Origin of the sequence: Anaerobium acetethylicum, assembly GCF_900096945.1 — a bacterium.
Classification (GTDB): Bacteria; Bacillota; Clostridia; order Lachnospirales; family Lachnospiraceae; genus Anaerobium; species Anaerobium acetethylicum.
The window spans coordinates 104,501-127,456 of the sequence record NZ_FMKA01000006.1; the positions used below are offsets into that span (position 1 = coordinate 104,501).

Sequence of the window (22,956 nt, forward strand, 5' to 3'; positions counted from 1 at the left end):
AGTAACAAAGAAAAAAGCACTTACAAGAAGGATTTATATTGGATGTGCTTCAGAACTACATGACTTACAATACCTGCTTTAAGATTGCTAAAACAACGGAGGACAATCCTGATGTTCCTTCAAGTAGAGCAGCAAAGATTATTCGTAAGTATCAAGAATTACACCCATACAATATTAGCCAAAAAGCAGAGATTATTGTGGAAACTTTTCTTGATACTACAAGTACAAAAATTGGTGGAAGAGGAAAGATGATGGTTATCACTTCTTCCAGATTGGCAGCAGTACGATACTATCATGAAGTGAAGAGATATATACGAGAGAAGAAGTATGAGAATGTTGATATTCTTACTGCTTTTTCAGGTGTAGTACATGATGGTGATGAAGAATATACAGAACCTAAGTTGAATGTTCGTAAGGATGGTACTCATATTTCAGAATCACAGACTAAGGCAGAGTTTCATGATAACTTCAATGTGTTGATTGTAGCTGAAAAGTATCAAACCGGTTTTGATGAACCACTGCTTCATACAATGATAGTTGACAAAAAGTTAAAGAGTGTGAAAGCTGTACAGACATTATCAAGATTAAATCGTACTTGTGCTGGAAAAGTTGACACATTTGTTCTCGATTTTGTTAATACAAAAGAAGATATTTTAGAGGCATTCCAACCATTTTATCAAGAAACCTATTTGCAGCAAGAAGTTAATGTTGACCTTATATATCAGACGCAGAAAGAACTCCGTGGATACGGAATATATTCAGAAGATGATATAGAGGCATTTGCAAAAGAGTATTTTAGATATGATAAGCAAGATTCCAGAGCAATGGGACGAATGACAAGTGTGCTTTTACCAGTTGCGGGAAGATATAACAAGAAAACTCCTGATGAGCGTTACCAATTCAGACGTCAGTTACGAAGCTTAATTAAGTGGTATGGATACATATCACAGATAGTAAGAATGTTTGACAAAGACTTACATAAAGAATTTGTTTTCTGTTCCTACCTAATCAATTTATTACCAGTTGAAAAGGTGGATATGATTGATTTGGAAGGAAAATTGAAGCTTGAATACTACAAACTCCAAAAGACATATGACGGAGCAATAATGCTTAGCGAACAAAAAGGTGTATATGAGCCAGCAAAACAAAAAGGTGCAATGGGATTTGATGAGAAAGAACCATTGGATGAAATCATTGATAAAATCAATGAGAAATTCAAGGGCAATTTTACGGATGGCGATAAAGTATTATTGACTGCACTTCGTGATAAGCTGATGAATGATCAAAGATTATCTAGTATGGCAAAGTCATCTGATCCACAGATATTTACAGAAAGTATTTTCCCTAAAGCATTCGATGATGCAGCATTGGAGAGTTATACAGAATCACAAGATACATATACCTCTTTATTTGAGGATAGAAATAAATACAATGCAATCATGGGTGCATTAGCTGAAGTTATTTATAGGGAAATGCGAAAATAAGGAGAAGTGAAATGGCAGATTTCAAATATGAAATAGTAGAAGAACTAGGTGTTTTATCAGAAAACACAAAAGGCTGGAGAAAAGAACTTAATCTCATTAGCTGGAATGGGGCAGCTCCAAAGTATGACATTAGAGATTGGTCACCAGAGCATGAGAAGATGGGTAAAGGCGTAACTTTGTCAGAAGAAGAATATGAATCACTTAAAAAATTGATGTAGAAAAAACTAAGATGGAGGAGGTGAGCAAATGGCATCAATAGCTTATGGAATAGATGGAAACGGAAAGAAAATATACGCAGAAGATGCGTATAGTGGACGAACGTATATATGTCCATATTGTTTTGAAGATATAAATGTTAGAAAGTGTACAGACAGAGATGATTATTTTGCTCACAAATCTATACATAATAGAACTCCTCAACAGATGCTTTGCCCAGGATATACTGGAGGCGAAGGAAGAATAGAAACAGATAGCGATAAAATATGTGTTATTAACGGTGGAGTTCCTCTTCATCTAGTTGCAAAGAATAATGAATATGAGTTGATCGCTGTATTTCCACCATTATCATTAGCGAGTTTAAATAAGCTGACATCATGGAATACGATGGTTGAAATAACAAATGACGGACAAAAAGAAGTATTTAGCGCATTTAATTTACACAGGTATAGAGTAAAAACAACGAATGATTAAGGTGTTTGTTTATTTCGAGAAGGAGAACATCAACACCGGTGATATGGAAAGCGAACTACTTCTTACAATTTTCAGTAGCCTTGCAGAAAGTGAATCAGTTTCCATTGCTGAGAATGAGTCATGGGCCATTCAGAAAAGGTTCCAAAACGGCACCTTCAAAATTGGATATCCGCCATACGGTTATAAGAACGTAAGTGGCAAGATGGTTATCGATGAAGCAGAAGCAGAGATTGTAAGGTTTATTTTTGCAGAATGCCTTTCTGGAAAAGGCAGCTATAAAATAGCAAAAGCACTTAGAGAGAAAAAGGCACTGACAAAGCGAGGCGGCAAATGGAGCTCAACGGTAGTTAAAGAAATCCTGAAAAATGAGAAATATACGGGTGATGTGCTCTTTCAGAAAACATTCACTGATTCGCAGTTTAACAGGCATACCAATCGGGGTGAAAAGCCGCAGTACTATGTCAAAGGTCATCATGACGCAATAATTAGCACCGAGGACTTTGAAGCGGCACAGGCGATTATTGTCCAGCGTGCTAAAGAAAAGAATATTGTGGCGGATGATGAGAAGTACCTGAGCCGATACCCATTCTCAGGAAAAATAATATGCGCTGAATGCGGTGCTACTTGGAAAAGAAGAACACATACCGCTTGTAAGGCTAAATACTATGCTTACACCTGCAACACTCACCTGAAGGACAAAAATAAGTGCGGCCAGCTTTTTATCAACGAGACGGATTTTGAGGTCGCCTTTGTAAATATGGTGAACAAGCTGATTTTTAGCAAAAAGGTTCTTTTACAACCGTTCCTTAATAGCCTTAAAAGCATTGACCAAGCTAATGCACTTACTCGAATTAACGAGCTTGAGACGGCTTTGGAACAGAACTTTGACCGAAGGCAGGTTCTTACAAACCTTCTTTCAAAGCAGTACATCGAGCCTGCACTATATGCCAAACAGAATAGTGAACTTTTAGCTGAAGCTGAGGAGTTGAGAAATGAAAAGGAAGCCTTGTACCGCTCGGTAAATGGTGAGCTTGAGAATTCGAAAGCAGTAAGCAGGCTCTTAAAGTATGTAAACAATAGTGCAGGACTTGCAGAATTTGATGCAGTTGCCTTTGAGGCACATGTTGACCACATTACTGTTTACACCAGAAGTGAAATAGGCTTCGCACTAAAGTGCGGTTTAACCCTTAAGGAAAGGTTGTGAGAATATGAGTCATGTCCCATACGGATACAGAATCGAAAATGGTAAAGCGGTGATTGATGAAGAAAAAGCAAAGCAAGTAAAGAAGATCTATAAAGCATACCTCTCTGGCCTTGCCTACGTGCCAGCAGCAGAAGCCGCCGGACTTAAGCTTTACCACACAGGTGCAAAGAAGATGATGCAAAATAAGCATTACCTCGGAGACGACTATTACCCGGCGATTATTGATAATGAGACCTTTGTCGCGGCAGAAGCCGAGCGTGTAAAACGACAGGCTAAGCTTGGAAGAGTATTTGATGATAAGCCAGCCAAAGTGAGCAAGATTGCTACAGGTTTTAAGATGCCAAAGGTTCAAATAAAATATGATGATCCTTTTACACAGGCAGAATACGTCTACAGCTTGATAGAAAGCGAGGTGGATGTATGATTTCCTTAGCCAGCAATGTTACGGTTATTCCTGCAAAGAAAACAATCGGTACACAGAAAACAACCGATAAAGTCCAGAAAACACGAGTAGCTGCTTATTGCCGTGTTTCCACTGATAGTGATGAGCAGGAAACCAGCTATGAAACACAGATTGAGCATTACACTTCGTTTATCAATAGTCACCCGGATTGGGTGCTGGCCGGGATATATGCCGATGACGGCATTTCTGGAATGAATACGAAAAAGCGTGATGAATTCCAGCGCATGATTAATGACTGTAACGAAGGCAAGATAGATATGGTTATTACCAAGTCCATCAGCCGATTTGCAAGGAATACGGTTGATTGTCTGAATTATACCAGAGCCCTTAAGAATAAGAACATCGGCGTTTACTTCGAAAAAGAAAATATCAATACGCTCGATGCTAAAGGTGAAGTTCTAATGACAATTATGGCTTCTCTTGCACAGCAAGAAAGTGAGTCATTATCGGCTAACGTTCGTCTGGGTTTGCAGTTCCGATACCAACAAGGAAAAGTTCAGGTCAATCACAACTGGTTCTTGGGATATACCAAAGATGCAGACGGGCACCTCATCATTGATCCAGAGCAAGCTGAAGTCGTTAAGCGCATCTATAGAGAGTACCTTAGCGGTAAGAGCTTCTTACAGATAAAAAGGTCGCTTGAAGCCGATGGAATTCTGAACGGTGCCGGTAATGCAAAATGGCATGAAAGCAATATAAAGCAGATACTTACAAACGAGAAGTACATCGGAGACGCTTTGCTTCAGAAGACCTATACGGTGGATATTCTTGAAAAGAAGCGTGAAGCTAATAAGGGTCAGGTTCCTAAATATTATGTAGAGGACAGTCATGAAGCTATTATTCCAAAGGATATCTTCCTAAAGGTACAGGAGGAAATCGCAAGACGCGCAAACCTTACCAAAGGCACCACAAAGCGCAAACGAATCTATAGTGGCCGCTACGCTTTATCTGGAATAGTGTTCTGCGCTCACTGCGGTGACATCTTCCGCAGAATTAAATGGAACAATCGTGGGTGTAAGTCCACCGTTTGGCGCTGCGTCAGCAGGGTAGAAAAAGATGGTCCAGATTGTACCGCAAGGACTGTTCATGAAGAATTTCTCCATGAGGTAGTTATCAAGGCCATAAACGAAGCGTTCCGGGAAAAGAAAGCAATCCTTCATCTTTTGCGAGAGAATATCGAGAGTAGTCTGGAGGAAGTCACTTCAAATCAGATTGCAGCGATTGATGAACAGATGAAGTCAATGCAGCAGGAGCTATTGGCAACCGTTAATTCTAAGAATACCGGTGATGAGCTTGGTATGGAGATTAGAAGGCTGCGTGATGAGAAGCAGGCCCTTCAAAATGAGCAGGCATCCCGACAGGATCTGAAAAAGCGAATTGATGAGTTGATGCGTTTTCTTAACGACCTGCCTTGTGAGCTGATTGATTATGAAGAAGATTATGTGAGGACTCTCCTGGAAAAGATAACGGTTTACGACGACCACATTATAGTTGAATTTAAGTCCGGAATTGAAATACAAATAGACAAAGAGATATAGAATATTGAGCCGCCGCCAATAGAGGGAACCAACACCCTTTGGCGGTTTTTCCACTTTTAAATGTTGATTATATCAATTCGTTATGTTATAATAATCGCTGACACAAATAAGAGTTTAGGAGGAACCGAAACTATGACAGCATCAATGCGTTTAAGATAAGCTGGCAATAAAAAAGGCAGAATCTATCCCGATGATAGGCTTTTTTGTTGTGCTTATTTATACGATATTGAGCATTCATTAGTTAAGGTGAGATTTAAACTATTTTACTATAGTTTTATTTAACTATGTCTTTTTAAAGAATGTTTCCATATTGTATGTTATGCAGACCAAAGCCACATTGTGGATTATGGCCTGCATTTTTTATTGCCTAGAATACTATTTAAAATAGAAATTCAAGCAAAAATAATATGCAGGAGATAATAAAGATGGAAAAATATATAAATTGGAAACTTAAGTTTTATACTATATGGGCAGGGCAGGCGGTTTCTTTAATCACTAGTGCCATCCTGCAAATGGCGATTATTTTTTACCTTACAGAAAAAACAGGATCTGCAATGGTCTTGTCTATGGCTTCACTAGTAGGTTTTTTACCCTATGCGGTCTTTGGACCAGCCATTGGTGTATTAGTGGATCGTCATGACAGGAAAAAGATAATGATAGGTGCTGATTTAATTATCGCAGCAGCTGGGGCAATGCTAGCTATTGTAGCATTGTATATGGAATTACCTGTATGGATGGTTATGGTAGTATTATTTATCCGCAGCATTGGAACGGCTTTTCATTCTCCAGCTCTCAATGCGGTTACGCCACTTTTAGTACCAGAAGAACAGCTTACGAAATGCGCAGGTTATAGTCAGTCTTTGCAGTCAATAAGCTATATTATTAGTCCGGCGGCTGCAGCATTGTTATACTCCGTTTGGGAATTGAATGCAATTATTGCCATCGATGTATTGGGCGCCGTGATTGCATCTATTACGGTAGCAATTGTAAGTATTCCCAAGCTGGACGATCCAGTGAAAAATTTGAAACCAAATTTCATAAGAGAAATGAAAGAAGGAATTGTCGAATTGAGACAAAACAAAGGCTTATTTGCCTTATTACTCTTAGGAACGCTATATACGTTTGTGTATATGCCAATTAATGCACTATTTCCTTTAATTAGCATGGAATACTTTAATGGAACACCTGTGCATATTTCCATTACCGAAATCGCTTTTGCATCTGGAATGCTAGTAGGCGGTCTACTATTAGGAAGGTTGGGGAACTTTGAAAAGCGTGTATTACTAATAACAGGTTCATTCTTTATAATGGGAGCCAGTTTAGCCGTTTCAGGATTACTTCCTCCAAGTGGATTTGTTATATTTGTAGCTTGCTGTGCAGTAATGGGGCTTTCGGTGCCATTTTATAGCGGTGTGCAAACAGCTCTTTTTCAGGAGAAGATTAAGCCTGAATATTTAGGACGTGTATTTTCTTTGACCGGAAGTATTATGTCATTTGCTATGCCAATTGGATTAATTCTTTCTGGATTCTTTGCTGATAGAATTGGTGTAAATCATTGGTTTTTACTATCAGGTATTTTAATTATTGGCATTGCTATAGTGTGCCCCATGATAACAGAGGTTAGAAAATTAGATTTAAAATAAAATAATATTGGAGGGATATTTATGTATCTTATTTTCATGTAATTCTTCCTGCTAAAATCGCAGGGTTTTCCCTGCGTACAAGCAAATGAAAGCATGCGATTATAGACAGGAGGAAATAAGATGGAATTGATATTAAAAGCTAAAGACATTCGTGTGGAATTCACAGGGCGAGATGTTTTAGATATAGATGAATTAGAAGTATATGATTATGACCGTATTGGTTTAGTAGGAGCAAATGGTGCAGGGAAAAGCACTTTACTCAGGGTGCTTTTAGGGGAATTAACTCCAGCAGGATGTAAAATGAATCGTCTGGGTGAACTTGCTTATATCCCTCAGTTGGACGAAGTAAGTTTGCAGGAGGAAAAAGATTTTGCACTTGTAGGCAAGCTGGGTGTTGAGCAATTAGATATACAGACCATGAGCGGTGGTGAAGAAACAAGACTTAAAATAGCACAGGCTTTATCAGCACAAGTACATGGTATTTTAGCCGATGAACCTACCAGTCATTTAGACCGTGAAGGAATTGATTTTCTAATTGGACAGCTAAAATATTTTACAGGTGCACTGTTAGTTATTAGCCATGACCGATATTTTCTTGATGAGGTAGTAGATAAAATATGGGAACTGAAAGATGGAAAAATCACTGAGTATTGGGGAAACTATTCTGATTTTCTTCGCCAGAAAGAGGAAGAACGCAAGAGCCAGGCAGCAGAATACGAACAATTTGTTGCGGAACGTGGCCGATTGGAAAGGGCTGCGGAGGAAAAGCGAAAACAGGCTCGTAAAATAGAACAGAAGGCAAAAGGTGCTTCAAAAAAACAAAACACTGAAGGCGGAGGACGTTTAGCTCATCAAAAATCAATAGGAAGTAAGGAAAAAAAGTTGCATAATGCCGCTAAATCCCTAGACCATAGGATTGCGGCCTTAGGAAATGTAGAAGCTCCAGAAGACATTCGCAGGATTCGTTTCAGGCAAAGTGATGCATTGGCACTCTACAATCCATATCCTATTGTCGGTACGGAAATTACTAAAATATTTGGGGATAAGATACTGTTTGAAAAAGCATCTTTTCATATTCCCCTAGGAGCAAAAGTGGCGCTAACTGGTGGCAATGGAACAGGAAAAACAACTTTAATCCAAATGATGTTAAACCATGAAGATGGAATTTCTATTTCACCTAAGGCAAAAATAGGTTACTTTGCACAAAATAGTTACAAGTACAACGGTAATCAGAAAGTCCTAGAGTTTATGCAGGAGGATTGTGATTACAATGTTTCAGAAATTCGTTCAGTTCTAGCATCAATGGGGCTTAAACAAAACGATATTGGAAAAAGCTTATCTGCTTTAAGCGGCGGAGAAATTATTAAATTGTTGCTGGCTAAAATGCTTATGGGTAGATATAACATCCTGCTAATGGATGAACCGAGCAACTTCCTTGACATACCAAGCTTAGAGGCTTTGGAAATATTAATGAAGGAGTATGCTGGAACTATAGTGTTTATCACACATGACAAACGGCTACTCGATAATGTGGCTGATGTGGTTTATGAAATTAGCGATAAGAAAATAAATCTGAAACATTAAATTTAAGGTAGTCGCCGGTCAATGTAGTCTATACTGGCTGGCGGCTCCATTGTTAAAAAGTATAAAGACTTTTTTTCTTTGGCAAGAATTAATGTATACTAAAATAATTTTAATAAGGAGTATTAAAATCAATGAGAGATATCGAAATAAAAGAGAATATACTATTTCAGATAGACATGTGCTGGCAACTTTATCTTTATCACACAGAGAATCTAAAGGAGACAGAGGCACTTTGGACATTCAGTCCCATGGGTCTGCAGATACGAAGGCAAGACGATGGATGGAGTATAGATTGGCCTGAAATCGAAAGTTACGAGATTGGACCGTCCAGTATTGCATGGATTATGTGGCATATTATATATTGGTGGCGCACTACGTTAGATTACAATTTTGGAGATGGTACCTTGAAAAAGGAAGACATTACTTGGCCTGGAAGTGTTGAAAAAGCAAAAGAAGAAATAAAAACTCTTCATGATAAATGGGTTGAAAAATTAATCAATATGTCGGATGCAGAATATCAATCACAGCAGTATGCAAAATGGCCACTTGAGGGTAGAAGCTTTGCTGATACTGCATTATGGTTAAATGGAGAATTGATGAAAAATGTAGCCGAAATAGGTTATGGACGATTTCTATATGCAGCTTGTAAAAAATAGAGATAGCGATAAATACGAGAATAATTTTTTTAAAGAAGGAGACTACCAATGAATAGTATAATAGAAAACATATTAACAAGAAGAAGCATACGAACTTTTAGAGAGACTCAGCTATCGGAGGAGGATTTAAATACCATTCTAACAGCGGGAAGCTATGCGCCTAACGGGATGGGAACACAGAGCTGGAAGTTTACAGCCATTCAAAAAACCAGTGTACTTGCAAAAGTGAATGAGGCTATTCGCCTAACCCTTATATCTATACCTGTTGTAGCAGAAACGCATCCTTATGTTGTGAGCCTTGTTGAAAAAGCGAAAGACGAGAGTTCAAATTTCCTGTATCATGCCCCCACCTTTATTATTGTTTCTAACTTAAAGGACAACGGAAACTCTATGCCGGATTCAGCATTAGCCATCGGGAATATGATGCTGGCAGCACACTCACTCGGTATTGGTTCCTGCTGGCTAAATCAGCTGCCAGGACTCACACACATGCCCTTAATCCGTGAGCTTTTGTCAGATCTTGATGTTCCCGTAAATCATATTGTTTACGGATCTGTCGTTATGGGTTATGCTGCAGAGGAGCCGAAACAGGCTGCCCCTCGTAAAAATGTCGTAAATATTATTCGTTGAGAACGAGATTGGAGGTTTAATATTGTTTATACGAGTAGTTCCGTATGACCCCTTTTGGGAAGTAGAGTATGAAAATGAATCACAGAAGATAAGTGGTATTTTGAAGGACGTATTGGTGGATATTTACCATATTGGCAGTACAGCAGTTAAAGGGTTACATGCTAAATCAATCATTGATATAATGCCCGTAGTGACAAATATTAGTTTAGTTGATAAGTATAATGAGGAATTTGTAGCCATTGGATATGAGTGTATGGGTGAGTTTGGTATTGAAGGACGGAGATATTTCCGCAAGGGTGGCGATAATAGAACACACCAGATTCATATTTTTGAGCAAAGCAATCACAAAGATATTAATAGGCATATAGCAGTAAGGGATTTTCTGCGTACACATCCTGACATCGCTTTAGAGTATGGTGAATTAAAGATGGAGCTGGCTAATCGATTCCCGGAGGATATTGAAGGCTACTGCGCTGGTAAGGATGCATTTGTAAAGCAACTAGAAAAGGATGCTTTGCGATGGTGGCAAACTGTCTGTTAGGAGGTTATTCTCAAAGGATTGCAAGAAGCAGTTGAGGATAATCCGTATAACTAACTATTACATATCATGCTGATTCGTATTGGTAGAATAACACGAATTAACAAAGGATATATTTGTAGTAGCAAGTGTATTTGTTTTATATTCTATGAACCTATTTGATTTACATAATTCTATGTGGTATAATGGACTTGCTTATAATATAGATGCTTGGATAGCAGGAGGTTGCAAGATGATGATGGCAGTTAAATTAGCCTTCTAAAATTAAAGAATAAAATTTTAGGAGGCTAATTTATGAAATTTAATTTGATAGATATTGAGGATTGGAATAGAAAGCCATACTTTGAGCATTATTTAAATGCGGTTAGGTGCACTTACAGTATGACTGCAAATATAGAGATAACTGGTTTACTGCGTGAAATTAAACTTAAGGGCCTGAAACTGTACCCTACGCTTATTTATATCATCACAACTGTGGTTAACCGTCACAAGGAGTTCCGCACCTGTTTTGATCAAAAAGGTAAGTTAGGATACTGGGATAGTATGAACCCAAGTTATACTGTCTTTCATAAGGATAACGAAACTTTTTCAAGTATTTGGACAGAGTATGACGAGAACTTCCCACGTTTTTACTATAATTACCTTGAGGATATTAGAAACTATAGCGACGTTTTGAATTTCATGCCTAAGACAGGTGAACCTGCTAATACAATTAATGTGTCCAGCATTCCTTGGGTGAATTTTACCGGATTCAACCTGAATATATACAATGATGCAACATATCTAATCCCTATTTTTACTTTGGGTAAGTATTTTCAGCAGGATAATAAAATTTTATTACCTATGTCTGTACAGGTGCATCATGCGGTTTGCGACGGTTACCATACAAGCAGATTTTTTAATGAGGCACAGGAATTAGCGTCAAATTATGAGACATGGTTAGGAGAAAAATAATATAAAAATTGCTTGTGCTTGGGAGCTATAAACAAAGATCGAAAAAGTTGTGAAGCTCGTGAGGAAGCAAAGCGACCGAAGAAGCAGATGTTCCACCTATGCAAGGACTTCCCGAGAAGACGAGTGACAGCGAAGACCGATTGGAAGGAGTCTGAGCTTAGTGGAGTAATATATTCCTTATAAAAATCATTTCAAAGGATTAGAGAAATCTAATCCTTTTTCTTTGTATTTTTATACCAAAGCATATGAATTTACTGGCCGGGGTCAAATTGCAGGAATTGGAGAGGGCTGTTATGACAATTACGAATTTAATTTTTCATTTTGGTGATATTTATCCTGCATTAGTTTGGGTTGATGAAACTGCAGTTCTAGTTTACTCAGGATATCCTGGTCAACTTACTCAAATATAGAAAGCGATAAAAAAGGTAGGAATCCCATTTGATAAAATCAGTAGGATTATTCTTACCCACTAATTGCCGGTGATATGCTTTGAGTTGCGGATGGGTATCTTGTTCCTTCTCCTGAGCAGATTAATTTCGATCATAATATGTATCATCATTTTAATTAGTGGATATGTTCCCTAAAACCTTAAAACCGTTGATATGTTCCCTCATACCTCAAAAACGCTAAAAAACGGTTGACCTGTTTCCACTTACGTATGGTATCAAAATTTCGGAGGTAGACATCATTTGGGGCAACTCGGGCCACGTTGAGACGTGTGTTTTATTGTCCCACAAAAGTGCAGACGATTTTATCAGTGTAAAAATGGAGTACGCAGACGACCGAAAAATCCAGCCAGATCGTATCACCTACAGGCTTATTCAGGAGTATATCGAAGAAAAGTACGGCTTCAAAGTTCACACTGCAAACATTGCAGAGGTCAAAAGAAACTTAGGCCTGCCGATGTACGACGCACCAAACGCAGTTGAAGAACTAAAACGCCCATATAAACCAGCACCAGAATATAAAGTAGAAGCTATTAAAGACGCATTAAGGCACTTCAAGGTCATAGATTAAAGTAAAGTACCCTTTCAGCAGATCATTACTGTTGAGAGGGTCTTGCTTTTTCAGAAGCCGGCCAATGTAAGGATAGCCCTACAAGATTGCGGGTCTTTCTCTTCGAGCCATGTTTCCAGATTGCTTATAGCGATATCCTTTTGAATATGGATGCTCTCTTCAAATCGATATTCGATTGCACATGTAAGGATATCAACAGGTTCATCAAGAACCTTACCGCCAAGAACTGGGTATTCGTCAATTACAATCCAGTCAGGTGGGAGACCATCAAAGAGAGCCTGCGGATACAATTCCCTAAAGTGAATCTCAATTTCCATAGCTTCGATCTCACCTTGTTCTTTATCTGGGTAACAAGTGGCATAAGATACATCGAAGCCTCTAGTGAGCAGCATCTGAACGACATTGATGAGTTCAATATCAACAGGAATGGTCTTATCGGCGCATTTACAACAAGGCTTCGACCAAATTTCACTGTATAGCTCTAAACATCGTGGACACATCGTCATCATACAATCACTTCCTTCACCAGTTTATAGAAAGTAGTTCTTTTAAGATTAAGTGCCTGCATAGTTGCAGTTGCAGTTTGCTCGCCAGTGCGGTGATATTTACCGCCGGGTACACTGGAATAACCGAGGTTACAAGTCTATTGTTTGGAGATGCGTCAGCCGTTTGGAGGAAAAAGGATCTGAATGTACTGCCCCTACCATAAACGAGGAAACATTGCAGACAGCAGTGGTCAAGGCTATTAACGAACTTTTGGCTAACAAAGAACCCTTCCTCCAGGCGTTGCAGAAAAACATAGCTACTATACTTAATGAAGAAAATGATAATGCCACCAATGATATTGATAGCAAATTGGAAGAATTACAACAACAGCTTCTTATCCAAGCAAAATCCAAGAATGACTATGAAGATGTGGCTGATGAAATCTACCACCTTCGAGAATTGAAGCAAAATGCACTTGTTGAAAATGCAGAGCGTGAAGGAAAAAGGCAACGAATCGCTGAAATGACTGATTTCTTTAATGAACAATCCTGTGAGTTAGAGGAATATGATGAGCAGTTAGTAAGGAGGCTTATAGAAAAAGTTACGGTATTTCATGATAAGTTCGCCGTTGAATTCAAATCAGGAGTCGAGATTGATGTAGAAGGGTAATCTTTAGAAAGAGAACAGAAGAATTATATTGGATTTTTAAAGATAATATGATATAATAAAACGACTTGGAGGTGGAAGAATGTATAACTTTTCTTGCTAATTATATGATGCATAATAAGATATTTAAAGAAACGGCTATAGAACCGTTTGTTTTGTTATGCAAATTGCAAGAAAGTTAAGTATTCTACACTCAATAATACATTACAGTAACCTTATGTTATGTATAACAAAAGGTAATAATAGTATTTGTTTTTGAGCCGTAAGAATTTACTTTCTTGCGGCTTTTAATATTTGTAAAAGAAAGGAAGATAAACGTGATAGACAATGATACTATGTCATTCATGACAAAATCCTTGCAGAGTTGGATAACATTATAGAGTAATTAATGCCGAAAACCGACTTTGCTTATAAAATTTTTATAATGTAAAGGAGGAAGAAATATATGTCCTTAATAAATGTTTCAAATCTAACTTTTTCATATGAAGGAAGTTATGACAATATTTTTGAAAATGTAAGTTTTCAGATAGATACAGATTGGAAACTCGGTTTTATTGGAAGAAACGGACGCGGTAAAACTACTTTCTTAAATTTACTGCTTGGCAAATATGCGTATTCCGGCAATATAAGTTCTACAGTTAAGTTTGAGTATTTTCCTTATGATGTGGAAGATAAGAGTCTATATACAATTGAAGTAATGAAGAGTATTTGTACGGAATGTATGGATTGGGAGATTTTTCGTGAAATATCATTGCTTGATGTTCAAGAAGATGCTTTATATCGTCCGTTTAATACATTGTCAAATGGTGAGCAAACAAAGGTCCTTCTTGCAGCTTTATTCCTTACAGCGAGTTGTTTCCTGCTTATTGATGAACCTACAAACCATCTTGACATCGATGCACGTAATGTAGTGCAAAACTATTTGAAACGCAAGAAGGGGTTTATTTTGGTATCTCATGATAGAAGCTTACTTGATCAATGTGTTGACCATATACTATCTATCAATAAAACGAATATCGAAATCCAAAAGGGAAATTTTACTTCTTGGTGGGAGAACAAAACGTTACAAGATAATTTTGAACTGGCAGAAAACAAGAAACTCCTTAAAGAAATAGGAAGGTTGTCTTATGCAGCAAAACGTAGTTCAAACTGGTCAAATAAAGTAGAAAAAAGTAAATATGGAACAACAAATTCTGGTTCAAAACTGGATAAGGGTTATGTTGGACATAAGGCTGCAAAAGCGATGAAACGTGCCAAAAATATTGAGTCAAGACATCAGGAAGCCGTTTTACAAAAATCAGAATTGCTCCACAACATTGAACAATATGATGACTTAAAAATTTCACCACTTGAATTTCACAAAGAGTGCTTAATAGAAGCGAATGATTTATCATTGTCTTATGGAGATAAAGAAGTATGCAGTAATCTTAATTTCAGAGTCAATATTGGTGATAGAGTTGCCATTATCGGAAAAAATGGGAGTGGTAAGTCTAGTATCCTAAAATTGATTAATGGAGATGATATTAAATTTACCGGAAATTTTATGCTAGCAAGTGGACTAAAAATTTCTTATATTTCGCAAGATACTTCATATTTAAAAGGTAATCTATCTGAATTTGCCTATAATAATAAGATCGATGAAACTCTATTTAAAACGATTCTTCGTAAACTGGATTTTAATAGAGAGCAGTTTGATAAGAACATGGTGGATTTTAGTGCTGGTCAGAAAAAGAAAGTACTAATTGCTAAAAGCCTTTGTGAAAGTGCACATTTGTATATATGGGATGAGCCATTGAACTATATTGATATTTTTTCACGTATCCAAATTGAAAAAATGATTTTGGAATATTGTCCTACACTATTGTTTGTGGAGCATGATGATGCTTTTTGCAATAACATTTGTACGAAAAATATTAATTTAGGTTTGTAGAGATTTTGAGTTGCCACAATAACTAAAAGATATTTACATGAAAGGGTGAAGAAATGTTAAAACAAAAAGAATTAATTGCAAACGTTAAGAATCTTACTGAGTCAGATGAACGAATTACAGCTTGTATGATGTATGGATCGTTTACCAAAGGAGAAGGTGACCAATACTCTGATATAGAGTTCTATATATTTTTGAAAGATAGTATAACCTCGAACTTTGATTCATCCAACTGGTTGTTTGACGTAGCTCCGTACTTGATGCTTTATAAAAATGAGTACGGAACAGAGGTAGTTATTTTTGATAATCTTATACGTGGGGAATTTCATTTCCTTTCTGAAATAGATATGAACATAATCCCCTCGTTTAAAGATTCAGGTTATATTCCTGATACGAAGGCTATGCTTATTTACGATGAAACAGGGCAATTAGAAAATTATTTATCAGAGATAAGTGGTGCAAGACCAAATAGACTTACTGAAGAAAATGCTAATTTTTTGTTGTGTAATTTCTCTAATCTATGGTTGATGGGAATCAACGTTCTAAAAAGAGGAGAATATGCTCGTTCATTAGAACTCTTATCACAACTTCAAAAAAATACACTACAACTTATACGTATGGCAGAAAAAAATGCTGATAATTGGCTAAACATGAGTAAAAACCTTGAAAAAGAAATTAGCCTTGAAAATTATAAAAAATTTGCAAAGACCACTGCTCGATTAGATAAGGTAGAATTATTTGAAGCCTATAAAAATTCTTTGCTATTAGTTATGGATTTGCAAAGTCACCTTATTGAACAATACAACTTAAAAGTTACACATGACATTTTAGAAAGATTGTTGAATTACATTAGTGAATAGGAGAGTAACGTTATTCACAGTATTGGGTACTGAAAATTAACAGCATACCTCAGTTTTTCAAAAAACAGCGAAGCCTATGGATATGTTCCCGTCTACCGATAGTGCAAAAAGTGTCGTGGATATGTTTCCGAGAACGGACATACACAAATGACATTCATTCTGTCCTCTCAATCCATGGTGTTAGAGGAAACATATCGACTGTGAACCTTTTAATTTTCCCTATACTTTTTAATTATTTTGACTGAATGAATGTAAGGGTATTCAAGTTAGATTTATTCAGTAACGTGCCAATCGAAAAAACTCAATATGTTAGCAATCTAATGTGTTTAGAAAGTCTGATGGATTCTGTAAACGCACTGATTTGAAGCCTTTTCCGGGGTTAATCCCAGGAGAGGGCTTTTTATTATTGTATCAAAATCTGCATGAACATAGAGAGAATCATTCAGAAAATGATACAATTTAATAAAGCCCAAAGGTACTGTGCATAGGGGTATGCAATGTGCAAAAAGGGTGTGCAAATGTGCGAGGCCGGGAGCAACCGGTTATTTTTATATCTTTTATTATATTTTAGCTGAAATTTACTTATTTTGGACTTGAGTTCAATGATTAAAGGATGGTGAAAATGTGAATTATCAAGAGTGGATTTTCAAGATTAAACACCATTTAGAAAATGTTCGCAAACAGGCGGTAAAACTAACTGCAGAGGTAATTGGGCAAACCCTATGTGAAGATGATTTCTACATGATTAGTATTTTAGATAAATGTATTAGGCTCATCGATGGGTTTGCAATTATGATAGAGAAGCGAAACTTGACGTGTGCAGGGATACTATTACGAGTACAGATTGACAACTGTTTACGGACATATGCACTTTATGCAGCGGAAAATCAAACTGAGATTATCCGAAGTGTGTATAGCGGGGAGAAACAAATTAACAGAATGAAAGCTAAGGATGGGAATCTTATGACAGATGCCTACCTACGTAAGCAGCTAGCGAAATTTGACAAGAGATTTGATTCTGTGTATAAGGCTGCTTCTGGTTACATCCATCATTCTGAGAAGGCATTTTACTCTGTGGTATCTGTAAAAGAAATGATGATGATAATGCAAAACAAACGTATGGGTGTAGACATACAAATCCAGATATTTGTGGCTCCAGCTATATAAATAATGTTTGTGCATTTGCATCTGAAGATAAAATTTGCAAAAAGCCTTCTGCAAAATGGAAAAAGATATATTACTTACTAAAAAGGGAGGAGGCTTAAATGGATTTTTTCAAATTAGAATCACTTTGTGATGAGATAATTGATTGTCCACATTCTACTCCGAGGTGGTTAGATAGTGGAATAAGAGTAATTAGAAACTACAATTTAAATGGAGCACATTTTGACTTCTCCAAATCATCATATGTTGATGAAGAGACATATTTGAATAGAACTAAAAGAGCAAAACCAGAAGCAAACGATATTATTATTTCGCGTGAGGCACCAATGGGGACAGTTGCAATCATGCCAAAAGGTTTAAAATGTTGCTTAGGTCAAAGACTAGTTTTGCTAAAAGTTAAGACTGAAAAGGTAAATCCACACTATTTACTATATGCATTAATGTCCCAATACGTACAAAAACAAATTAGAAAAGTAGATGTCACTGGATCAATAGTAAGCAACTTAAATATTCCAGACTTAAAGGAGCTAGTAATACCTGTATGTGAACGAAATGAACAAGATAAAGTTGCATCCATCTTAGTCTCTATTGATAAAAAGATTGGGATTAACAATAGAATTAATGACACACTTCAACAGCAAGCACATGATATTTACATGCACCTATTCTATAAAAAGAATACAAATGGAAAAATTTCTGACCTGTTAATAGAAAATGGAAAATCTAGTATAAAGGTTGGAGAAGCTAAAGATATTAATGGGGACTATCCGTTTTTCACAAGCGGTGAAGCAATTCTTGAATGGAAAGAAGCACTTGTTGAAGGTAGAAATTGTTTCTTAAATACAGGTGGAAATGCTGATGTAAAATTCTATGTAGGTGGTGCTGCATATTCTACTGATACTTGGTGTATTAGCGCAAGGGATAAGATTCCACGGATAAAGCTCGTGGACTGCAAGAATATTGATTACCTAAAACAGAGTGGCGTTTACTTCCTTGATTGGTGGCTTTTCTTATTTACGGATTGACTTTGACTGTGAATATACGTATAATAATATCAACAATGTTGTTGATATTATTATTAATAAGGAGTGGACAACATGATTGATGTAAATGAGCTATTGGAAGAAGCTATTAGAGAAACTGAAAATCTAAATGATGGCGAAGTTTTTCTTGTTAAAGATTTATTCAAGGGATATGTGTGGAATAGGATACCCAGAAAGGATCGACTTCTGCTTGGAACGTTATTTTTAAACCATGTTAGCAAAATGAATGGTAATTTAAAGGCTATTGAAAAGACTTCATCTAATCAGCAGAGGTATAAAAAGACAATTGATAAGTTTTAACTATCTTTTGTGAAATTAAAAAAATTATAAATATGTTGAGTAGAAGCAAAAGATTTGGCTTGGAATTTTTACAGCAGTGAATCGATAAAAGGAGCATGCTTGATGGTAGATAATATTATTAAATCAGTAGCAGAGAAATTATCCTCTCTGTCTTATATAGAAGGTATTGTTTTAGGTGGTTCACGTGCAAGGGGCACCCATACAGAGGATTCGGATATAGATATCGGCATCTATTACAATTCAGAATCATTTGACATAAATACTATTAATCAATTCGCTACAAAGCTGGATGATGAGCATAGAAATAACCTTGTTGTACCTCCCGGAGCATGGGGTGATTGGATTAATGGCGGCGGATGGTTAGTCATAAACGGGTATCATGTGGATTTAATTTTACGTGATATTAAACGTGTGGAACAAATAATGAAAGATACAGAGCACGGAATTGTTACTGCCAATTATCAGACTGGGCATCCCCATGGTTATATTAGTGCAATGTATCGAGGAGAATTAGCGATTAGCAAAATACTATATGCTAAGAATGAAAGCTTATGCGAATTAAAAAAACAGGCAGAAACTTATCCCAATGCTTTGCAGAAAAGTTTAGTTAACTTTTTTATGTTTGAAGCAGGGTTCTCTTTAATGTTTGTAAAAGCAAATTCGGGAACAGACGATAAATATTATATTGCGGGTCATGTTTTTCGTATAGTTTCATGTTTAAATCAAGTGTTATTTGCATGTAATAATGCTTATTGTATCAACGAAAAGAAAGCTATAAAACTGCTTGAAACTTTTGAACATAAACCTGAAAAATATACCGAGAAGGTAAATCATATTTTTGAAGTACTCGGTATCTCACTTTTTGAATGCTACGACATGACCGAGAAGCTTTATAATGAAGTGAATGAAATTGTATCGGAGATAAATAACTTTTTAAACGAGGAGAGTTCAGATGAAAGAAAACAAATATGATGATAATATATTTTTTCAAAAATACAGTCAAATGAGTCGCTCGCAGAAAGGACTGGCTGGTGCGGGAGAATGGGAGACTTTGAAAAAGATGCTACCTGATTTTAAGGGTAAGCGTGTGCTTGATTTAGGATGCGGCTATGGATGGCACTGTATATATGCGATGGAAAACGGTGCTTCCTCTGTAGTAGGTGTTGATATTTCTCATAAAATGCTCGAAGTAGCAAAAGGAAAAACCCATTTTCCACAGATTGAATATGAATGCTGTGCCATAGAAGATGTGGATTTCCCAGAGGAGAGCTTTGATGTAATACTAAGTTCGCTTGCGTTTCATTATGTAGCAGACTATGAGAATTTAATAAAAAAGATATATAGGATGCTGAAGGCTGGTGGCAATTTAGTTTTTACAGTTGAACATCCTGTTTTTACTGCTCATGGAACACAAGACTGGTATTATAACGAAAAAGGAGAAATACTGCATTTCCCGGTGGACAATTATTATTATGAGGGCAAACGGACAGCTATGTTTTTGGAAGAAAAGGTTACAAAATATCATAGAACACTGACCACATATCTAAATACACTGCTTTCAAATAGTTTTATAATAAATCAGATTGTGGAGCCACAGCCGCCAGAGAACATGATGGATATTCCGGGGATGGCGGATGAAATGCGACGCCCAATGATGCTGATTGTATCGGCAAAAAAGAAGATGTAATAATATAGAAAAAATAAACGAGGAGTATGTAAATGAGATCAGAAAAAGAAATGATGGATTTAGTACTTTCTTTAGCAGAACAGGATGAACGTATTCGAATTGTGACCCTTGAGGGGTCACGCGCAAATATTAATATACCTAAAGATGAATTTCAGGATTATGATATTACATATTTTGTAAGTGATATAGAACCGTTTATATCTAATGATGACTGGCTTAATCAATTTGGGAATATAATAATGATGCAAAAGCCGGAGGATATGGAATTATTCCCACCTGAAGAAAAGGGATTTTCCTATCTTATGCTATTTGATGATTACAATAAAATTGATCTTACCTTATTGCCCTTGGAAGAGTTAGATAATTACCTAAAGGGCGATAAATTAATAAAGGTTCTAATTGATAAAGATTGTAGAATTAAAAGGGACATAGTTCCGACTGATATAGATTATCATGTAAGAAAGCCAAGCGCAAGGGAGTATGATGATTGCTGCAATGAATTTTGGAATGTAACACCTTATGTTATTAAAGGATTGTGCCGCAAAGAGATACTGTTTGCAATCGATCATCTGAACCAGATTCTACGGTTTGAACTACTTAGGATGATGTCGTGGAAGGTTGGGATAAAGACAGAATTTTCATTAAGTGTTGGGAAAAATTATAAGTATATTAACAAATACATTGATGAAGATCTATGGAATAGATTATTATCTACATATCGCATGGATTCCTATGAAAATATTTGGAAGTCATTATTTATATGCCACCAATTGTTCAGGGAAGTGTCCAAAGAGGTAGCAGAACTACTGGGGTTTGATTATCCAGAGTATGGTAAGAACATAACAAGATATACCGAGGACATGTATAAAAAATATGTTGAAAATGACTATTTTTAAAGATTAGCAAAGATTATTAACCATAAGCAAGGGGTGTAAATGTATGGAAAGTACTGATGTTATAAATGAAATTAGAGGTATATTACCTCGTAACTCAATTGGAAAATATGATTTACTAACTATTTTTACACATAAAACCGTTTTTGATAAAATTGTAAAAGTACTATCATTGGATTTTCAAAATAAAGTAGATTATGTGGCTGCCCCAGAAGCAATTGGATGGATACTAGGCACTGCCATAGCCAAAGAACTTGGAGTGGGGTTTATTGGAGTAAGAAAAGGTGATAAGCTGCCATACGCAAAAGAAGAGATTATTTCGACACATTTTACCGACTATTCAGGTCAAGATAAAAGCTTTGAAATATCTAAGAGTTCTATTGTGAGGAACAAAAGAGTTTTGATTGTAGATGATTGGATAGAGACAGGTTCTCAAATGAAGGCTTTAATAGCTTTGTTAGAGAAATTGGATTGCAGCATTATTGGGTTGGCTACTATTGGGATTGATATAAATGAGGTTACTCAAAAATGGATAGACAGCAGTTTTGTAGCTTATATTGGCTCAAACATATAATAAACCGAAAGAAAATCTTGAATCAAAATTTTGGATGGCGTTAATTTACAATACAACGAAAGATGTTTACTCTTTTTTTATAAATTTTAAGAGGCGTTAAAAAACAGTTTTCAGACGAAAGGAGATCGAAGTTGAGTATAGATTTAAGTAACAAAAAAATTCCGAAAGAAGCAATTCAAGCATTAAAAACTATAGCGGAACTACTTGATAATATGTTAATTGGGGTGTATTTGTATGGTTCGGCAGTAATGGGTGGTTTACGTATGAATAGCGATGTAGATATTTTGGTAATAACAAATCAAAGTTTATCTGAAAAAACTCGAAGGAATCTTACAAATAGGTTAATGCTTATATCTGGGAAAATAGGAAACATAAAAGATATGAGGCCTCTTGAAGTTACGGTCATAAATCAAAAGGATATTGTCCCTTGGCATTTCCCCCCCAAATATGAATTTATGTATGGCGAGTGGCTAAGAGAGCAGTTTGAAAAGGGAGAAATTCCTGAGTCGACTTATGATCCGGATTTAGCAATACTTTTAGCACAACTAAGAAAAAATAGTATTAACCTTTTGGGACCAAAGGCAACAGAAGTAATTGAGCCTGTGCCAATGACAGATATTCGAAAAGCAATTAAAGAATCGTTGCCCGGGTTGATAGCTAGCATTAACGGTGACGAACGCAATGTGATTTTAACTTTAGCCAGAATGTGGCTGACAGCATCTACTGGTGAAATTCGCTCAAAAGATCTGGCAGCTGAATGGGCGATACCTCAATTACCCGATGAGCATGCTACTTTACTCAACAAAGCGAGAGAGGCTTATTTAGGAGAGTGTGTTGACAAGTGGGAAGGAATGGAATCTGAGGTGGCTGAACTCGTTAATCATATGAAAAAGTCTATAGAGTCTTCCCTTAATATCCAATTACCTTTTCGAATAGTTTAAATATAACAAAGACT

The 22,956-nt window shown here is 36.5% G+C and carries 24 protein-coding genes and 1 pseudogene; 24 read left to right on the plus strand and 1 reads right to left on the minus strand.

The features are described 5' to 3' along the window. Positions 1–59: 59 nt before the first annotated feature. The 13 genes and pseudogenes from BJR36_RS07520 to BJR36_RS07580 all read left to right on the plus strand — a co-directional run. Entirely contained in the window at positions 60–1,484 is a 1,425-nt protein-coding gene (locus BJR36_RS07520; protein ID WP_169823623.1) for a type I restriction endonuclease subunit R, read from the plus strand. Positions 1,485–1,495: 11 nt separating this feature from the next. Continuing rightward, positions 1,496–1,702: a YdbC family protein gene (locus tag BJR36_RS07525; RefSeq protein ID WP_091232335.1), complete on the plus strand. Its 207-nt coding sequence runs from the start codon at positions 1,496–1,498 to the stop codon at positions 1,700–1,702. A gap of 28 nt (positions 1,703–1,730) precedes the next feature. Beyond that, the gene (locus BJR36_RS07530) at positions 1,731–2,174 is read left to right on the plus strand and encodes a competence protein CoiA family protein (RefSeq protein ID WP_091232338.1); all 444 of its coding nucleotides are present in this window, start codon (positions 1,731–1,733) and stop codon (positions 2,172–2,174) included. Further along, complete coding sequence (locus tag BJR36_RS07535; protein ID WP_091232341.1) at positions 2,167–3,378, plus strand: recombinase family protein; 1,212 nt, start codon at positions 2,167–2,169, stop codon at positions 3,376–3,378. Before BJR36_RS07530 ends, BJR36_RS07535 begins: the two co-directional genes overlap by 8 nt. 4 nt (positions 3,379–3,382) lie before the next feature. After that, positions 3,383–3,802, plus strand: coding sequence for a serine integrase family protein (locus BJR36_RS07540; RefSeq protein WP_014271468.1), 420 nt, complete (start codon positions 3,383–3,385; stop codon positions 3,800–3,802). Next, on the plus strand, positions 3,799–5,379 hold the full coding sequence (locus tag BJR36_RS07545) for a recombinase family protein (RefSeq protein ID WP_091232344.1): 1,581 nt from the start codon (positions 3,799–3,801) through the stop codon (positions 5,377–5,379). Before BJR36_RS07540 ends, BJR36_RS07545 begins: the two co-directional genes overlap by 4 nt. 425 nt (positions 5,380–5,804) lie before the next feature. Further along, positions 5,805–7,022: a macrolide efflux MFS transporter Mef(A) gene (gene mef(A), locus BJR36_RS07550; protein WP_091232347.1), complete on the plus strand. Its 1,218-nt coding sequence runs from the start codon at positions 5,805–5,807 to the stop codon at positions 7,020–7,022. Positions 7,023–7,142: 120 nt separating this feature from the next. Then, positions 7,143–8,606 (plus strand): ABC-F type ribosomal protection protein Msr(D), encoded by a 1,464-nt coding sequence (msr(D), locus tag BJR36_RS07555; protein WP_073285213.1) that lies wholly within the window; start codon positions 7,143–7,145, stop codon positions 8,604–8,606. Between the two features lie 131 nt (positions 8,607–8,737). Continuing rightward, positions 8,738–9,262: a DinB family protein gene (locus BJR36_RS07560; protein ID WP_031577803.1), complete on the plus strand. Its 525-nt coding sequence runs from the start codon at positions 8,738–8,740 to the stop codon at positions 9,260–9,262. A gap of 48 nt (positions 9,263–9,310) precedes the next feature. After that, positions 9,311–9,892 (plus strand): nitroreductase family protein, encoded by a 582-nt coding sequence (locus BJR36_RS07565; RefSeq protein ID WP_073285210.1) that lies wholly within the window; start codon positions 9,311–9,313, stop codon positions 9,890–9,892. 22 nt (positions 9,893–9,914) lie between these two features. Next, the gene (locus BJR36_RS07570; protein WP_073285207.1) at positions 9,915–10,433 is read left to right on the plus strand and encodes a GrpB family protein; all 519 of its coding nucleotides are present in this window, start codon (positions 9,915–9,917) and stop codon (positions 10,431–10,433) included. Positions 10,434–10,724: 291 nt separating this feature from the next. Further along, entirely contained in the window at positions 10,725–11,384 is a 660-nt protein-coding gene (catA, locus tag BJR36_RS07575; protein WP_073285202.1) for a type A chloramphenicol O-acetyltransferase, read from the plus strand. Between the two features lie 798 nt (positions 11,385–12,182). Beyond that, positions 12,183–12,401 (plus strand): annotated as a pseudogene (locus tag BJR36_RS07580) (hypothetical protein); the annotation flags it as partial. A 50-nt stretch (positions 12,402–12,451) separates the two neighbouring features. On the opposite strand, the gene BJR36_RS07585 reads toward BJR36_RS07580, so the two are convergent. Further along, a complete protein-coding gene (locus tag BJR36_RS07585) occupies positions 12,452–12,910 on the minus strand; it encodes a hypothetical protein (protein ID WP_002325145.1) in 459 nt (152 codons plus the stop codon). A 61-nt stretch (positions 12,911–12,971) separates the two neighbouring features. Here BJR36_RS07585 and BJR36_RS07590 point away from each other — a divergent pair, with 61 nt between their 5' ends. From BJR36_RS07590 to BJR36_RS07640, 11 genes are all read left to right on the plus strand, one after another. Continuing rightward, complete coding sequence (locus BJR36_RS07590; protein ID WP_002294511.1) at positions 12,972–13,556, plus strand: recombinase zinc beta ribbon domain-containing protein; 585 nt, start codon at positions 12,972–12,974, stop codon at positions 13,554–13,556. 442 nt (positions 13,557–13,998) lie between these two features. Continuing rightward, positions 13,999–15,483 carry an ABC-F type ribosomal protection protein Lsa(E) gene (lsa(E), locus tag BJR36_RS07595; protein WP_002294513.1) on the plus strand — a complete coding sequence of 495 codons (1,485 nt, stop codon included), beginning with the start codon at positions 13,999–14,001 and terminating at the stop codon, positions 15,481–15,483. A 53-nt stretch (positions 15,484–15,536) separates the two neighbouring features. Further along, positions 15,537–16,340 (plus strand): lincosamide nucleotidyltransferase Lnu(B), encoded by an 804-nt coding sequence (lnu(B), locus tag BJR36_RS07600; protein WP_073285199.1) that lies wholly within the window; start codon positions 15,537–15,539, stop codon positions 16,338–16,340. A 624-nt stretch (positions 16,341–16,964) separates the two neighbouring features. Further along, the gene (locus BJR36_RS20250) at positions 16,965–17,507 is read left to right on the plus strand and encodes a hypothetical protein (RefSeq protein WP_169823624.1); all 543 of its coding nucleotides are present in this window, start codon (positions 16,965–16,967) and stop codon (positions 17,505–17,507) included. A gap of 98 nt (positions 17,508–17,605) precedes the next feature. Further along, the gene (locus BJR36_RS07610) at positions 17,606–18,529 is read left to right on the plus strand and encodes a restriction endonuclease subunit S (RefSeq protein ID WP_091232349.1); all 924 of its coding nucleotides are present in this window, start codon (positions 17,606–17,608) and stop codon (positions 18,527–18,529) included. A 72-nt stretch (positions 18,530–18,601) separates the two neighbouring features. Continuing rightward, positions 18,602–18,847, plus strand: coding sequence for a single-stranded DNA-binding protein (locus BJR36_RS07615; RefSeq protein WP_000567889.1), 246 nt, complete (start codon positions 18,602–18,604; stop codon positions 18,845–18,847). 102 nt (positions 18,848–18,949) lie between these two features. Then, a complete protein-coding gene (locus BJR36_RS07620) occupies positions 18,950–19,819 on the plus strand; it encodes a nucleotidyltransferase domain-containing protein (RefSeq protein ID WP_000228166.1) in 870 nt (289 codons plus the stop codon). Beyond that, positions 19,800–20,534: a class I SAM-dependent methyltransferase gene (locus BJR36_RS07625; protein ID WP_000662263.1), complete on the plus strand. Its 735-nt coding sequence runs from the start codon at positions 19,800–19,802 to the stop codon at positions 20,532–20,534. The genes BJR36_RS07620 and BJR36_RS07625 overlap by 20 nt, the downstream gene beginning before the upstream one ends. Positions 20,535–20,566: 32 nt before the next feature. Next, complete coding sequence (locus BJR36_RS07630) at positions 20,567–21,430, plus strand: aminoglycoside nucleotidyltransferase ANT(6)-Ia (RefSeq protein ID WP_002294505.1); 864 nt, start codon at positions 20,567–20,569, stop codon at positions 21,428–21,430. Between the two features lie 43 nt (positions 21,431–21,473). Further along, complete coding sequence (locus BJR36_RS07635) at positions 21,474–22,001, plus strand: phosphoribosyltransferase family protein (RefSeq protein ID WP_002294507.1); 528 nt, start codon at positions 21,474–21,476, stop codon at positions 21,999–22,001. 131 nt (positions 22,002–22,132) lie between these two features. Further along, complete coding sequence (locus BJR36_RS07640) at positions 22,133–22,942, plus strand: ANT(9) family aminoglycoside nucleotidyltransferase Spw (protein ID WP_002294509.1); 810 nt, start codon at positions 22,133–22,135, stop codon at positions 22,940–22,942. Positions 22,943–22,956: the final 14 nt, after the last annotated feature.

What these genes read in the sequence shown, in the direction of transcription:
- BJR36_RS07520 (WP_169823623.1), top strand. Translation starts at nt 60, where the DNA reads ATGACTTACAATACCTGCTTTAAGATTGCTAAAACAACGGAGGACAAT.
- BJR36_RS07525 (WP_091232335.1), top strand. Translation starts at nt 1,496, where the DNA reads ATGGCAGATTTCAAATATGAAATAGTAGAAGAACTAGGTGTTTTATCA.
- BJR36_RS07530 (WP_091232338.1), top strand. Translation starts at nt 1,731, where the DNA reads ATGGCATCAATAGCTTATGGAATAGATGGAAACGGAAAGAAAATATAC.
- BJR36_RS07535 (WP_091232341.1), top strand. Translation starts at nt 2,167, where the DNA reads ATGATTAAGGTGTTTGTTTATTTCGAGAAGGAGAACATCAACACCGGT.
- BJR36_RS07540 (WP_014271468.1), top strand. Translation starts at nt 3,383, where the DNA reads ATGAGTCATGTCCCATACGGATACAGAATCGAAAATGGTAAAGCGGTG.
- BJR36_RS07545 (WP_091232344.1), top strand. Translation starts at nt 3,799, where the DNA reads ATGATTTCCTTAGCCAGCAATGTTACGGTTATTCCTGCAAAGAAAACA.
- BJR36_RS07560 (WP_031577803.1), top strand. Translation starts at nt 8,738, where the DNA reads ATGAGAGATATCGAAATAAAAGAGAATATACTATTTCAGATAGACATG.
- BJR36_RS07565 (WP_073285210.1), top strand. Translation starts at nt 9,311, where the DNA reads ATGAATAGTATAATAGAAAACATATTAACAAGAAGAAGCATACGAACT.
- catA (WP_073285202.1), top strand. Translation starts at nt 10,725, where the DNA reads ATGAAATTTAATTTGATAGATATTGAGGATTGGAATAGAAAGCCATAC.
- BJR36_RS07585 (WP_002325145.1), bottom strand. Translation starts at nt 12,910, where the DNA reads ATGATGACGATGTGTCCACGATGTTTAGAGCTATACAGTGAAATTTGG.
- BJR36_RS07610 (WP_091232349.1), top strand. Translation starts at nt 17,606, where the DNA reads ATGGATTTTTTCAAATTAGAATCACTTTGTGATGAGATAATTGATTGT.
- BJR36_RS07615 (WP_000567889.1), top strand. Translation starts at nt 18,602, where the DNA reads ATGATTGATGTAAATGAGCTATTGGAAGAAGCTATTAGAGAAACTGAA.
- BJR36_RS07620 (WP_000228166.1), top strand. Translation starts at nt 18,950, where the DNA reads ATGGTAGATAATATTATTAAATCAGTAGCAGAGAAATTATCCTCTCTG.
- BJR36_RS07625 (WP_000662263.1), top strand. Translation starts at nt 19,800, where the DNA reads ATGAAAGAAAACAAATATGATGATAATATATTTTTTCAAAAATACAGT.
- BJR36_RS07630 (WP_002294505.1), top strand. Translation starts at nt 20,567, where the DNA reads ATGAGATCAGAAAAAGAAATGATGGATTTAGTACTTTCTTTAGCAGAA.
- BJR36_RS07635 (WP_002294507.1), top strand. Translation starts at nt 21,474, where the DNA reads ATGGAAAGTACTGATGTTATAAATGAAATTAGAGGTATATTACCTCGT.